At 46.6% G+C, this 12755-nt stretch carries 14 protein-coding genes; 9 read left to right on the forward strand and 5 right to left on the reverse strand.

Features of this window, described 5'->3' with window-relative positions; all coding sequences use genetic code 11:
• Nucleotides 1–8 precede the first annotated feature (8 nt).
• From MKX35_RS08410 to MKX35_RS08425, 4 genes are all read left to right on the forward strand, one after another.
• Nucleotides 9–800, forward strand: a complete 792-nt coding sequence (locus MKX35_RS08410; protein ID WP_076300337.1) for a DUF3891 family protein — start codon at nt 9–11, stop codon at nt 798–800.
• 19 nt (nt 801–819) lie between these two features.
• Complete coding sequence (locus MKX35_RS08415) at nt 820–1764, forward strand: metallophosphoesterase (protein ID WP_081383009.1); 945 nt, start codon at nt 820–822, stop codon at nt 1762–1764.
• Nucleotides 1765–1795: 31 nt separating this feature from the next.
• Nucleotides 1796–2338 (forward strand): GNAT family N-acetyltransferase, encoded by a 543-nt coding sequence (locus MKX35_RS08420; protein ID WP_076300336.1) that lies wholly within the window; start codon nt 1796–1798, stop codon nt 2336–2338.
• 174 nt (nt 2339–2512) lie between these two features.
• Complete coding sequence (locus MKX35_RS08425; protein WP_076300335.1) at nt 2513–3253, forward strand: NADPH-dependent oxidoreductase; 741 nt, start codon at nt 2513–2515, stop codon at nt 3251–3253.
• A gap of 99 nt (nt 3254–3352) precedes the next feature.
• Here MKX35_RS08425 and MKX35_RS08430 read toward each other — a convergent pair whose 3' ends face one another.
• Together MKX35_RS08430 and MKX35_RS08435 are read right to left on the reverse strand one after the other, a co-directional pair.
• Nucleotides 3353–4162: a histidinol-phosphatase gene (locus MKX35_RS08430; protein WP_076300334.1), complete on the reverse strand. Its 810-nt coding sequence runs from the start codon at nt 4160–4162 to the stop codon at nt 3353–3355.
• 69 nt (nt 4163–4231) lie between these two features.
• Nucleotides 4232–5134, reverse strand: coding sequence for a LysR family transcriptional regulator (locus MKX35_RS08435; RefSeq protein WP_042191539.1), 903 nt, complete (start codon nt 5132–5134; stop codon nt 4232–4234).
• Nucleotides 5135–5387: 253 nt separating this feature from the next.
• Here MKX35_RS08435 and MKX35_RS08440 point away from each other — a divergent pair, with 253 nt between their 5' ends.
• The 5 genes from MKX35_RS08440 to MKX35_RS08460 all read left to right on the forward strand — a co-directional run bounded on the left by MKX35_RS08440 (nt 5388) and on the right by MKX35_RS08460 (nt 10213).
• Entirely contained in the window at nt 5388–5843 is a 456-nt protein-coding gene (locus tag MKX35_RS08440; protein ID WP_042130872.1) for a chemotaxis protein CheX, read from the forward strand.
• Nucleotides 5844–5871: 28 nt separating this feature from the next.
• Nucleotides 5872–6648: an SDR family NAD(P)-dependent oxidoreductase gene (locus MKX35_RS08445; protein WP_076300333.1), complete on the forward strand. Its 777-nt coding sequence runs from the start codon at nt 5872–5874 to the stop codon at nt 6646–6648.
• 97 nt (nt 6649–6745) lie between these two features.
• A complete protein-coding gene (locus MKX35_RS08450) occupies nt 6746–8248 on the forward strand; it encodes a DEAD/DEAH box helicase (protein WP_076300332.1) in 1503 nt (500 codons plus the stop codon).
• Nucleotides 8245–8991, forward strand: coding sequence for an ABC transporter ATP-binding protein (locus tag MKX35_RS08455; RefSeq protein ID WP_076285232.1), 747 nt, complete (start codon nt 8245–8247; stop codon nt 8989–8991). The genes MKX35_RS08450 and MKX35_RS08455 overlap by 4 nt, the downstream gene beginning before the upstream one ends.
• A gap of 1 nt (nt 8992) precedes the next feature.
• The gene (locus MKX35_RS08460) at nt 8993–10213 is read left to right on the forward strand and encodes an ABC transporter permease (protein WP_076300331.1); all 1221 of its coding nucleotides are present in this window, start codon (nt 8993–8995) and stop codon (nt 10211–10213) included.
• A 141-nt stretch (nt 10214–10354) separates the two neighbouring features.
• Here MKX35_RS08460 and MKX35_RS08465 read toward each other — a convergent pair whose 3' ends face one another.
• The 3 genes from MKX35_RS08465 to MKX35_RS08475 form a co-directional block, all read right to left on the reverse strand.
• Entirely contained in the window at nt 10355–10477 is a 123-nt protein-coding gene (locus MKX35_RS08465; protein WP_218641867.1) for a YjcZ family sporulation protein, read from the reverse strand.
• A gap of 148 nt (nt 10478–10625) precedes the next feature.
• Nucleotides 10626–11927 carry an aminotransferase class I/II-fold pyridoxal phosphate-dependent enzyme gene (locus tag MKX35_RS08470; protein WP_076300330.1) on the reverse strand — a complete coding sequence of 434 codons (1302 nt, stop codon included), beginning with the start codon at nt 11925–11927 and terminating at the stop codon, nt 10626–10628.
• Nucleotides 11928–12105: 178 nt separating this feature from the next.
• Nucleotides 12106–12723, reverse strand: coding sequence for a pyridoxamine 5'-phosphate oxidase family protein (locus MKX35_RS08475; protein WP_042191524.1), 618 nt, complete (start codon nt 12721–12723; stop codon nt 12106–12108).
• Between the last annotated feature and the right edge of the window lie 32 nt (nt 12724–12755).

The following is a 12755-nucleotide window of genomic DNA, read 5'->3' on the forward strand; positions in this document are numbered from 1 at the left end:
GAATAATCGTGATTTGTCGGGAGCATGATGGAGCAATTGTAATGGTTAAACAGCATGATCACGGGAAGTTAGCTGGAGAGCTTGCCATTTGGTTTAAGGAAGAGCATGTGCCAGAAGAAGGACGCCGGGATGAGGTGCTTTGGGCGGTAGCTGAACATGACCGGGGCTGGATTGATCTGGATGAGACGCCCTTTTGGAACGATGCGGAACACGCGCCTTACAGCTTTATTGATTTTCCTGTAGTGCCGAAGCTGACCTTTTATAAGCGAGGACTTGATGAGATCGAGGCGCGGACACCTTATGGAGCGCTTTTGTGCAGCTTGCATTTTGAACGACTCATTAAGATTTCGGGACTGGATTATCCAGAACTGACTTTATATCAAGAGCATGAAGAGGAACGTAGATCCCGTATTCACCGAGAACTGGAAGTATCCAAACCGATTGGTGAAGATGAGCTGTATTATGATGCCCGTCTTTTGGAATTCTGCGATGACTTATCTCTATATTTGGCTTTAAATGAACCGGGTAGCCCGAAATCTGAGGAGCATCCATGGTGGCGTGAAGGATTCTCTGGCAGTGAAGATTTCAGTTTTACTTCAGGTCGTACGATAACCGTGGAGTGGAAAGATAAGTCAACGTTAGTGCTGGATCCTTTTCCCTTTCAGAAGACGGTGGAAGTAGCCTTTATGCTGAAACGAGTCCAACAATCAGAAATTGCTAAGAGAGGCATCGCACCCGCATACCGTGATACGCCAGAGGAAGAATGTCGAATTGTACTGACGGCTCTAAACGAAAGCTGAAGGGAAGGAGAAACTCCGTATGAAGATACAATCGTCTGGGGCTTCTCCCAATAAGAAAAATAATCATTCAGGTAAAGACATCCACTCTAGCGCCTCTGGACGTCAATCTAAGGGCAAGACAACAATGACCCGCCGGCAATTCCTGGTTCGAGGTGCGGCTACTGTAATCGGCGCAGGCTTGCTCACAAGTGGTTACGCTTGGCAAGGGGAGCCCAACTGGATTCAGGTTACTAAGCTGAAGTTGTCCTTTAAAGATATTCCCTCTGCTTTTTCAGGCATGAAGGTTGTCCATTTCAGTGATACTCACCTTGGGTTTAATAAGGATGCCCGTGATCTGGCTCGACTTGCAGAGCGTATCGCTAAGGAGGAACCGGATCTTATATGCTTTACAGGCGACATCGTGGACAGCAACCCTGAGGATCTTGTAGATGCCATACCTGTATTGGCAGAGCTGAATGCTCCACTAGGAAAATATGCGGTGCTAGGCAACCATGATTTCAAGAATACGAAGCGGATTATCGAGTTGTTTACATCTGCTGGGTTCCGGGTGCTAAGGAATGAATCTTATCTTCTAAAAAGAGGCGGGGCAGTTATGGCTGTGACCGGACTGGATGATCTGCTGCATGGCGAGCCTGACCCTGTGAAGGCACTCAAGGGTGTGCCTGCAGGAACCTTTACCGTTCTGATGATGCATGAACCGGATTATGCTGATATAGCAGAGGCTCATTCATTTCACCTACAGGTATCCGGGCACAGCCATGGAGGACAGATTCGCCTGCCGTTTGTAGGTGCGCCATTCACCCCTTATGGGTCTCAAAAGTACATAAATGGATTGTATTATACAGATACCAAGCGCATGCCAGTGTATGTGAATAGAGGTTTTGGCGAAACAGTCATGCCTTTTCGTTTTCTATGTAGGCCTGAATTAACGGTGCTGACATTGCACCATTCATCGGATGAATAGGCTGATATTTTAGCTGCATGGAGGAGAGAGTATGAGCACTTATGAGGCAGTATCGTTCCAGACGCAACAAGGTGTGGCGGTTGACCTTAGGATGATTCCGCCCGAGGATGCCTGTCATTTGCAGCAACTGCTCTCCCACCCAGAAGTGCAAGCTCATATTCAAATACGCACCGGAGCTGGATCAGACCTTGCTCAGGTGGAGAAGCTGGTGAACCGGATGTTATTCGCATTCGATCCTTGCGCGTTACATGCGGGTATCTATTTGAAGGAGCAGCAGAAGTTGATCGGTATTGTTGCTTTACAGCATTGGAACCGCCGTGAGGGCAAGGCCACTTTAGGATATATGCTAGACCCGGTGTACTGGGGAGGCGGATTGGCGACAGAGGCGGTTGGCTTATTTTTAAATTACAGTGTTCATACGCTTGGAATCACGCGGATCGAAGGGCGCTGCCGAGGAGATAATATTAGATCCGAACGTGTGATGCTTAAGAACGGCATGATGCTGGAGCGAGTGATGCCCAGAGTAGGCTCCTTGGACGATGTAATGAAAGTATTCACATTGTTACACAAATGAAATAATGCCGTTATGAAACTCTAACAGTGTCCGGTTAAACTAAGTACATGACCCCCTTTTAAAAATATACTGCTTTGGGACCCGATGATTCGGGTCCATTTTTTTTGTCAGGACCTAATCCGATCGTTTATGATTAACAAACAGTCGAATGAATTGAGAAGGAGGCGTAATATTTTGAATGATGTAATACAGACGTTAATGAATCACCGTTCTTTCCGGCAGTATTCTGATCTACAAGTGGAGCCGGATAAGCTAAAGATAATGATCGAATCGGCCCAAGCAGCGCCCTCATGGGTTCATGGACAGCAGGTCTCCATTATAGCTATCAAGGATCCTGCACGTAAGCAGCAGCTTTCGGTCTTATGCGGCAATCAGAAGCATGTAGCAGCAGCCCCCATCTTTCTGGTGTTCTGCATGGACTTCCATAGAGCGAAATTAGCAAGTAAAATGGAAGGCAAGTCTTTTGAAGCGGTAAAAGATGTAGATGCTCTGCTCGTTGGAGCTACAGATGTTGGTATCTCAGTGGCTAACGCGATTGCAGCGGCAGAATCCATGGGACTTGGGATCATCCCTATTGGGGGTGTCCGGCGCAATACAGCAGGCGTTATTGATCTGTTGAAGCTGCCGGAGTACGTATTTCCTATCGTCGGGCTCTGTGTTGGATATCCAGCCGAAGAGACCGCACAGAAGCCGCGGCTGCCGCTGGAAGCGGTGTTTCATGAGGAACAATACAATCCGGATGTGGAAGGTCTCCTGGAGGCGTATAATCAAACCCACCGTGAATATATGCAGCAGCAGGGATTAACGGAGAGAGATTGGACGAGCACGATTGCTCATTTTTACGATATCAACCCGGAATATGGGGATGCGAAGCGCACCCTGAAGCAGCAAGGGTTTACCTGCGACAACCTATAAATAAACGACAATGCACCAAGCGGAGATTGGTTTAACGGAGGGTAACCCCACCCCTAAACCAATAACGCTTGGTGCATTTGTTCGAAATATAAGAAGTCTTTACAGTGAAACTTTAATTTTCTCGCGCTGCTTGTAATAAACCCAATGCGTAAAACCTATCGCTTTTAGCTGTGCAGCTACAGCATCTAGGTCTTCTGCGACTCGGGACGGCTTATGCGCATCCGAACCGAAAGTAACCTCAACGCCAAAATGATGTGCACGCTCCAGTATATCTTCTGAGGGATACCAACCGCCAACCAGCTTGGTTCCGCCTGAGGTATTAATTTCGATCGCCACGCCGCATTCACTAATTACTTGCAGACAGTCATCAATTGGCTTTGGAGCAGGGATTTCTGAAAAAGCAGGATAATTTCCCTTCATCGCATCAATGTGTCCGAGAATTTGAAACATGCCACTGCGGGCGGAATCAGCAATCAATCGATAATAATCAGACTTCACACGAATCTGTTCATTTTTGCTAAGCCCTTTCCAGCGACCCTTGTTAAAGATACTGACGCCACCAACACTATGTACCGATCCAATCACATAATCAAAAGGGTAGGCGGATAATGTTTTGCGGTAAAGCTCGGCATGCTCAGGGAAGTAGTCTGATTCAATACCTAGCAGAACGTCGATTACACCTTCGTATTCTTTTTTGAGGGAGAGGACTTCCTCAACATAGTTTGAGAATTCGGACTTACCCATAGCAATTAGAGGAAAAGCTTGCTCGGAAGGGCTTCCGAAATATGGGGTGTGATCAGAAATGCCTATTACCCCTAAACCTGCTGAAATTCCGGCTTCGATATAATCTCTAATCGTTCCATTAGCATGGCCACAGCGAAAATGATGTGTATGCAGGTCAAATTTCATCAAGATCAACTCCTTTAAACAAGGTTATGCAATTAGCTCAGAAGTATCGATTCCACTATTGGGTGTTTTTTATTCAGACCCAATAAATTGTGTCTCCGGCATACCTTTGAGATCACTGAGAAACTGTCTCATGGCTGAGTTCACGTATTTTCCAGACTTCGTTATGACCCCAACAGGATGTGTGACTTCCAATTCAATAATAGGCACAATTTTGAGGGAACCGGCTCGCACCTCAGCGGTCACTGACTGCTTGGAAATAATGGCTGCACCTAAATCGAGTTCTACCATCCGTTTCACTTCCTCGCTGCTGGTCAGTTCCATAATTACCTGTGGCTCTATGCCATGCTTGGAGAATACCTCGTCGGCAAATTTACGGCCCACTGTATCCGGTGAGAGCAGAATTAGCGGGGTTTTGTTTAGGGCTTCTATTCCTGCAGTCTTAACTTGAGCTAGGGGGTGTCTAGGTGAGACCACTAACTCGAATGTATCATAGTAAAGAATGGAAGTAGTCATACTCGGACTTCGTCCGATCAAATAGCCAATGCCGACATCGACAATGCCATTCTCGACATGTTGATAAATTTGAGACGAGGACATAGAGGAAATAGATGTTTTGATATGAGGGAACTGGTCTTTAAAATAGGACAAAATACGCGGCAAAATTTGAATGGCGATAGAGGTAGTAGTGCCGAGAATAATATGTCCTTGGGGATTATCTTCAAGGTCCGCAAGTCTCTGTTTAAGCTCCTCGACAATCGTCACAATTTGTTCCGCATGCTCCAGAAATACAGTTCCTCGATCGGTTAACGTAACAGGCTGGTTCCGGTCAACCAGCTGTGTTTTGAACTCTTCTTCAAGGCTCTTGATTTGTGCTGAAACCGCTGGTTGGGTCAAGTTAAGCAGTTCTCCGGCCTTGCGAAAGCTCATCGTTTTGGAGATCGTTATTAGTGTCTCCAGCTGGCTGATGTTCATGGAATACCTCCTTTGGACAAGCAAATATGAAAGTGATGGGGTGAAATATTACGTTCCATGTTGGCATTTGATTTAAATTATAGGAGATAATACCCGACAGAGCAATGTTGCAACATAAACAAACTTGGGTTCGAATTCGACATGTACATTAATTTTTGCTGAATTGTGCCGATATATAAAGTATAATAAATCCATATTACTTGGGACTTTTGGTATATGACTAAAGCACGATAAAGGGGGAGACAGGACTTTCATGAAAGCAGAAGTAATTAATCCGTTTTTAGAATCTGCACGGACAGTTATAGAACAAGTGATTCAGGTCTCGCCTTCCACTGGGAATTTAGGCATCAAAGAAATTGAACTGATCGATAATCATATATGGATTCAAGTGGGAATGACAGGCCAGCTGAGCGGAAATATTATATTTGGTATCGCAGAGCAGGTAGCCTTGCGAATGGTATCGATTATGATGGGCGGCTATGTGATTACGGAGATGGATGAGATGGGTCAGAGTGCAATTTCAGAGCTGGGCAATATGATCAGTGGGAATGCTAGTACGATTCTATATAATCAGGGGGTTTCAGTGGATATAAGTCCTCCCCAAATTATGAAGCTTGAGAGCATGTCCTTTTTGCCTCGCAGAGCACTTAGTATTCCATTGTTGATGGATGGGGTTGGAGAGATGGATATTCAGGTGATGATCTCTTAGGCAAGAGTTAGGAGCTGAAATACTTTTTATGGTACTTAAAGATAAGGTTGTTGTGATTACAGGAGCATCCAGCGGTATTGGTGCATTAACCGCACAAATGCTTAGTAAGCAAGGTGCGATTCCGATCCTTTTGGCACGTTCCGAAGCGAAGTTGAAAGAAACGGCGGCCGGTATTCCGGGCGTTTTTGGACTGTATACATGCGATGTAACAGATGCCGACGGTGTACAAGAGACCTTTGCTCAAATTTTGGCGACTTACGGCAGAATTGATATTTTGCTAAATAATGCTGGTTACGGTAAATTCGCCGCTTTTACAGAGATGGAGCCTCATGAGTTTGATGATATGATGGATGTTAACTATATGGGGATTGTTCGCTGTACGAAGGCTGTTGTTCCACATATGTTAGAGCGGGGAAGTGGCCAGATCGTAAATGTGGCTTCTATGGCAGGGAAGATCGGTACAGCCAAATCGGTAGCCTATACAGCCACCAAGCATGCTGTTCTCGGATTCACGAATGCACTCCGTCAGGAGCTGCGGAAGAGCGGAATCATCGTCTCGGCTGTGAACCCTGGTCCCATTGCCACTGATTTTTTCAAGACGGCTGACCCTTCCGGCAATTATGAAAAGAGCGTAGCTCGGATGATGATGACACCAGAACATGTCTCTTCCAAGATCGTAAAGGTCATGGAAACTGGCAAAGAAGAGATTGATCTTCCGGGTCTGGCAGGGTTTGGTATTCGGCTTTATGGTCTGTTTCCTCGCTTGGCGGACAAGCTTACTTATAATGCGATGAACAGAAAATAGAGCCTGCCGTCAGCATTATTGGCCTTCCATTTGGTGGAGAGGCCTTTTTGGCATATAATGAAGATATTATCTCAAGCGAAAAGGATGAATTACACTTATGAATAAAGCTTCTTTTGCGGCTATCGGCATTCAGGAAGACCTAGTTGCCCGATTGTCGGAATTCGGTATTAACGCTCCATCCCCTGTACAAGAGCAGACGATTCCACTTCTGCTGGAGGGAAGAGATGTTATTGCTGCTTCCCAGACTGGAACGGGTAAGACCTTGGCCTATCTGTTGCCTCTGCTTCAAACGATCAACCCGGAGCAGAAGGTGGTCCAAAAGCTGGTGCTCGCCCCTACACAGGAGCTGGCGATGCAAATCTTACGTGAGGCGGAACGTTATGGCGAACACCGTGGGATTCGAGTAATGGGTCTTATTGGCGGGGCAGCCATCAAACGCCAGATTGACAAACTGCGTGAGCATCCACAGCTTGTCGTGGGAACCCCTGGCCGGATTCGCGAATTGATTGGTCTTCGCAAGTTAAAGATGCATGAAGTCAGCACGATTGTTCTAGATGAAGCGGACCAAATGTTTCAGCTAAGCGGGGCCGGAGAGGTAACGAAAATTGTTAGCAGCGCACTGCGTTCACGCCAGCTCGTTATGCTGTCTGCAACCATTGGTCCGGAGACAAAAGCCTTGGCAAATCGTGAAATGAAGAACCCGGCAGAGGTTGGAATTGCTCCTGGTGTCATGACAGCAGAGAGTTTAGAGCATCACTACGTTGTTACTGAAGAACGCAACAAAATAGACATGCTGCGTCGGGTCATCCGTCATTACAATCCAGATAAGGCGATTGTGTTCGTGAATGCGACTGATGATATTGCAGAGGTAGAGGCTAAGCTAAACCATCTTGGACTGACCGCAGCCGCACTTTACGGTGATGCTGATAAAGTAACGCGCAGTAATGTACTGTCACGTTTCCGCGAAGGGAAATTCCGTGTGCTTGTTGCCAGTGATGTAGCTGCCAGAGGACTGGATATTGAGAATTTGTCACTGGTAGTAAGCTTCGATCCTGCCTTTGATTCCGAGCATTATGTACACCGTGCGGGTCGTACGGGTCGGATGGGAAAACGCGGATTATCCGTAACGATTGTGACAGAGCAGCAGACCTTTATTATGCGTAAATTTGCGCGTGAACTGGATATTGCCCTTGAAGAGCGAGAAATGGTCGGTGGCAAGGTGCTAGCAGCAGATGAAGCGCGCAACGCTTTGAATAGTGGACGGGGACGAAATGAGAGCAACGGACAACGCCGCGATGCTTCTTCTCCGCGCAGCAGTAAGCCACAGACGCGAACATCTGGGAATGCAGGAACTCAGCCGTCTACAACCAGCACAGAGCAGCAACCTGTTAAAAGACTGGCAACGATCCAGACAAGTGAGGCAAGCGTAGAATCACAGCGCGATTCTCAGCGCAGTGTGAATCCTTCTGCAGGCGCGCGTGGAGGTGCTACTCCTGCACGAAGTAAACGCAGCAGCAATGCGGAACGTGAGAAGAACCGTAAGAATAAAGGAGCACCAAAGTGGTTGAAAGACAAAACTCCGAGAGGTGACGGTCAATGAATAATTCTCCCGTATTGCAAATTACGGGCCTCAGTGGTGGATACAGCCTGAATAAGCCGGTGCTGCATGATATTGCACTTCAGGTGCAGCCTGGCGAGATGGTTGGTTTAATTGGTTTAAATGGAGCAGGAAAAAGTACGACCATGAAGCATATTCTAGGATTGATGTCGCCCCATAAGGGCGATATCACAGTAAAGGGTAAGACTCGTGCTGAAGATCCCATCGGATATCACAATGCTTTGAGTTTTGTACCTGAATCGCCTCTTCTGTATGATGAAATGACAGTACGTGAGCATGTTGAATTTACAGCAAGAGCGTATGGGGTAGAACAAAGTGACTACGAAACTCGCACCTTACATCTAGCCAAGCTGTTCCATATGGAAGATAAGATGGACACGTTGTCGACTCATCTATCCAAAGGGATGAAGCAGAAGGTCATGATCATGTGCGCTTTCGTGGCACGCCCTGCGTTATATGTGATCGATGAGCCCTTTTTAGGACTGGATCCGCTCGGGATTCGCTCTCTGCTTGATTTCATGATGGATCTGAAAAAATCAGGCTCCTCTATTCTGCTTAGCTCTCATATTCTTTCTACCATTGAGAATTATTGCGACCGCTTTATTGTGCTGCATAGAGGTAAGGTGATTGCTCAGGGAACGCTGGCAGAAATTGCGGCAACCACTGGACTACAGGGGCTGACTTTGGAGCAGCTGTTCTACGAGCTGGTTCAGGGAGGGAAATAATATGGATTTGAAAGAGCTGCGGCGCACGCGGCGAGGTCGATTCATGGGAAGTATGCTTCCTTATGTGGGATATATCATTCAAAGCGGCGTAGCTATGGTCTTCCTCTTTGTATTGATTGTCTTCTCTGCTTGGTATACATCGTTGTTACAGAATGTGCCTGAAGGCATTCCCATCCGCTGGATTATGCTTGCAATACTGCTGCCTGCAGCAGTAAATAGCAGCTTCCGCACCTATTTGCAGACTCCGGATACGATCTTTCTATTGCCTCAAGGACATCGAATGAAGGAATATTTCGCACCTTCGTGGGTGAGTGGAAACGTATGGAAGATTGTTCGATTGTTATTTGTACTCATTACCCTTTGGCCGTTGTACATACGTACAGATGACTCGCCTAAGCGGCTGTTATTTACAATATTGATTCTGATTGCTGTGAAGCTAATCGCGAGTTACGGCTTATGGAAAGAGATAGCTATGCTGTCGCGTCCGATGGCAGGCATATTCACTTTCTTACGCTGGGCAGTAGGAGGATTAATTATTGCCGCTTGGTTGTGGCAGCCTGCCGGTAGAAGCCTGATATTTATGGCGCTATTAGCTGCAGCCTATCTTGTTGCACTATCCGTACCTGGACGCCACGCCGTACCTTGGGAAAGACTAATCGCCATGGAAAAAAATCAAGGTGGACGCGCCCTGATGGTTCTGGGTTGGTTCGTGGATGTACCGGGCCGTGAGCAACGGGTATATCCTCGTCGTTATCTTTCCAAATGGGGGGCTCGGCTGCCTTGGCGTAAGGATACGGCTTACCGCTATCTGCTGACCAAAAGCTTCGCCCGAGGAGATATCTTCGGAATCATTATGCGGATTTCGGTGCTGGCTTTGCTGCTGAATTGGTTGAACCATGACAGTTACTTCGGTACAGCCATCTATTTGTTCTTCCTGTTCATTATTGGTGTACAATTGTCGGCACTCCGCAAATTGCATAGTGAGTCTTTTTGGTTGACAGTGTATCCCTTTCCTGAAGGCAGTAAGGCGGATAACACAACGCAATTCGTATTCCGCGCGCATCTGGTAGTGGCACTGATTCTTGGTTTACCTTTCTTAGCCTCTATAGGCGACCGTCTACTACCAGTGATTGGTACCTTTGCAGCAGGGGTTCTGGTATCCTTTCTGTTTAAGGGATACTTGTCCCGCAAAGCGGCAAAGATGGCTGACGAGGATTTGTAGGGAGTTACTTCAAAATAAAAAAGGCTTTCTCAAAAGTAGAGGATTCTACGGATGAGGGAGCCTTTTTTTGTGTGGGGAATGAGGTGTAGTACTGGAAAAGGGAAAGAGCTCAAGGCTCTCTCCCGAGACTGTCATCTCTAGTTAGACAAAGAGTGAACGGCTGATGATAACCAGCAGGATAAAGAGAACCAGAATGGCGCCAGTGCTTGTGAATCCGCCGCCTCCACAACAACCGTTAAATCCGCCTCTTACTTCTTCGCTCATGTTCATTCCCCTTTCGGTGTGTGTTGTACTTGAGTACATCGTATTGTATGTGCGGAGTGAGAAGCATGTATAGGCCAATGCCGGAGGAGTCCAGAAAAAAATCAGCCCCGTAGAAACGGAGCTGATTGGAAGGAGTATGAAAGATTTGTTAAGCTTTTTCCAGATCACGAACGCCTGCGTATACAAGATCAAACAGATCTTCGAGCTGTTCTTCTTCGATACAAGAGAAAGCAATCCGCAGATCTGTTTCACCCAGAGCGATAGTGCCCAGTCCGTAATTATGGATCAGGTGAAGTCGAAGAGCTTCAGCCGAAACAGTATGCAGCTTCAGACACATGAAGTAGCCGGAGTTAAAAGGATAATACGTCCATACATCATCGCCGTATTTGCCGCTATCGAGCAGTGCTTTTACTTTATTCGCACGGCCCTTCATGATTTGGAACTTCTCTTCCTTCTGTTCTTCGAATTGTGGAGATTTCAGTGCATCCAGTACGAAGGTCTGTGATGGGTGTGCACCGCTGGAAATAGTAGCGCGAATAATGCCTAGTGTTTTTTGCTCCAATGCAGCCAGCAAATCCTTGTCTTCAGAGGCATAAGTGATGAAGCCAACACGGAAGCCCCAGACGAATTCTTCTTTGGTCGCACCGTCAATTTTGATTGGAAGCACACGTGGGTGCAGATGAGCAAGCTTACCGAATAAGGATTCCTTTAGTGAGTCTTCAAAGAACAGTCCGAAGTAGGCATCATCACTTACGACAACCACGTTAATACCTTCCTCAGCCGCACGAAGGATAGCTGCGACGATTTCATCGCCTTCTTTAATCCCTGGAGTATATCCTGTAGGATTGTTAGGGAAGTTCAGCAGAACGATCGCTTTTCCACGTTCTTTTTGAGCTAGCAGCGCATCTTCAAGACCCGCACTGTTAAAGGTCATTTCTTCTGTGAAAAGTGGATAATTAACGGTATCCCCATGGCGGCGAATTCCGAAGGTGAGTTCATAGTTTTCCCAGTTCTTATCTGGGTAGATAATAGCGTCACCTGGCTCTGCGAAGAGGTCAGCGACAATGCTAAGCCCATGAGTCAGGGCATTGGTTACAACAGGATTGCTGATGGTTTTACCTTCTAGCGATTTATTTTCGCGCAGCATCTTTTCACGCCATACAGTACGTAGCTCTGGTTTACCTGCTGGAGGAGCGTAACTATACAGATCCTTAGGGCTGTAAGCGGAAAGTTTATCCTGAATGACGCCGAGGTGCATAGGCACACCACCTTCAGTAGCAATACCGATGGTTGCGTTGTATTTCTTGGCATGAGCTCCTGCTTCAGCAGATTGACTCAGGATACCCTCCTTAGGGAAGTAAATTTCTTTGCCAAGCGTAGAGAGCATATCATATACATGTTCATTTCCTGCTTTGATACTTTCGTTTAATTGTCCAGCTAGTGGATTCATCAGTTTCATCCTTCCAGGGTTCTTTGGGGATACATACTGTTAACATTGCCTAACATTATATCACCGCCACTTGCAACCGTCACTTGGAAAGATACGTTTTTTTAAAATTTAAGGAAGTTTAAGTTTTACACTATACGTAGCGCTTATTTTGAACGAGAAACTGGTTTATCCTTATCTATTATTCGGAGTGGTAGGGGCAGTATTTTTTCATCATTTCAATGGTTTCTTCATCACGTGGATGATTTCTTTCAGATAGGCCGGAAATGACCCCGGAACGTCCTTCTTCTTTTAGATTCTGCCCAAACTTAAACTTCGCCGTGATCTCATCTGGGGTAATGCGCACTACCGCGACGCCCTTTAGACGGGGACGGTATTTAGGGTCCTCTGCATCTATCTGATTATAGCCGCCCTCGGGCTGGAGTTTTTTCATAAATAAGGAGAGTACGATGGCTTTTTCGCTAATGTCTTCGACGGGCTCGGCTATGCCATAGGCGGTAACACTTTTAAAATATGCGGTTGCTGGGCAGGCCATCTCTGGATCGCTAAAATAAGACGGAATCAGTGCATACTCATCCGCTACGGTAAAGCAGACCTTCTGCTGATTGCGGATCGCCTTCATTTTGCCACCAGCATGACTACCGTGGAAATAGAAACAACCATCTGTATATACAAAATTCAGCGGTGTCACCCGCGGTAGCCCCTGTTCATCGCTTGTACCGAGAAAACCGAAGCTCATTCCGTCTAGAAAAGAGATCAATTCTTCCTCCTGATCTACTTGAAATTCTTTTCTGCGCATAGGGTTCACGTCCTTTTTCTTAATAGTGTAGA

This window comes from Paenibacillus sp. FSL R5-0923, from assembly GCF_038009145.1.
GTDB lineage: Bacteria > Bacillota > Bacilli > Paenibacillales > Paenibacillaceae > Paenibacillus_AQ.

Bases quoted from the DNA above. Each gene is read 5' to 3' on its own strand.
- MKX35_RS08415 (WP_081383009.1), top strand. From the start codon at position 820: ATGAAGATACAATCGTCTGGGGCTTCTCCCAATAAGAAAAATAATCAT.
- MKX35_RS08420 (WP_076300336.1), top strand. From the start codon at position 1,796: ATGAGCACTTATGAGGCAGTATCGTTCCAGACGCAACAAGGTGTGGCG.
- MKX35_RS08430 (WP_076300334.1), bottom strand. From the start codon at position 4,162: ATGAAATTTGACCTGCATACACATCATTTTCGCTGTGGCCATGCTAAT.
- MKX35_RS08435 (WP_042191539.1), bottom strand. From the start codon at position 5,134: ATGAACATCAGCCAGCTGGAGACACTAATAACGATCTCCAAAACGATG.
- MKX35_RS08440 (WP_042130872.1), top strand. From the start codon at position 5,388: ATGAAAGCAGAAGTAATTAATCCGTTTTTAGAATCTGCACGGACAGTT.
- MKX35_RS08445 (WP_076300333.1), top strand. From the start codon at position 5,872: ATGGTACTTAAAGATAAGGTTGTTGTGATTACAGGAGCATCCAGCGGT.
- MKX35_RS08450 (WP_076300332.1), top strand. From the start codon at position 6,746: ATGAATAAAGCTTCTTTTGCGGCTATCGGCATTCAGGAAGACCTAGTT.
- MKX35_RS08455 (WP_076285232.1), top strand. From the start codon at position 8,245: ATGAATAATTCTCCCGTATTGCAAATTACGGGCCTCAGTGGTGGATAC.
- MKX35_RS08460 (WP_076300331.1), top strand. From the start codon at position 8,993: ATGGATTTGAAAGAGCTGCGGCGCACGCGGCGAGGTCGATTCATGGGA.
- MKX35_RS08465 (WP_218641867.1), bottom strand. From the start codon at position 10,477: ATGAGCGAAGAAGTAAGAGGCGGATTTAACGGTTGTTGTGGAGGCGGC.
- MKX35_RS08470 (WP_076300330.1), bottom strand. From the start codon at position 11,927: ATGAATCCACTAGCTGGACAATTAAACGAAAGTATCAAAGCAGGAAAT.
- MKX35_RS08475 (WP_042191524.1), bottom strand. From the start codon at position 12,723: ATGCGCAGAAAAGAATTTCAAGTAGATCAGGAGGAAGAATTGATCTCT.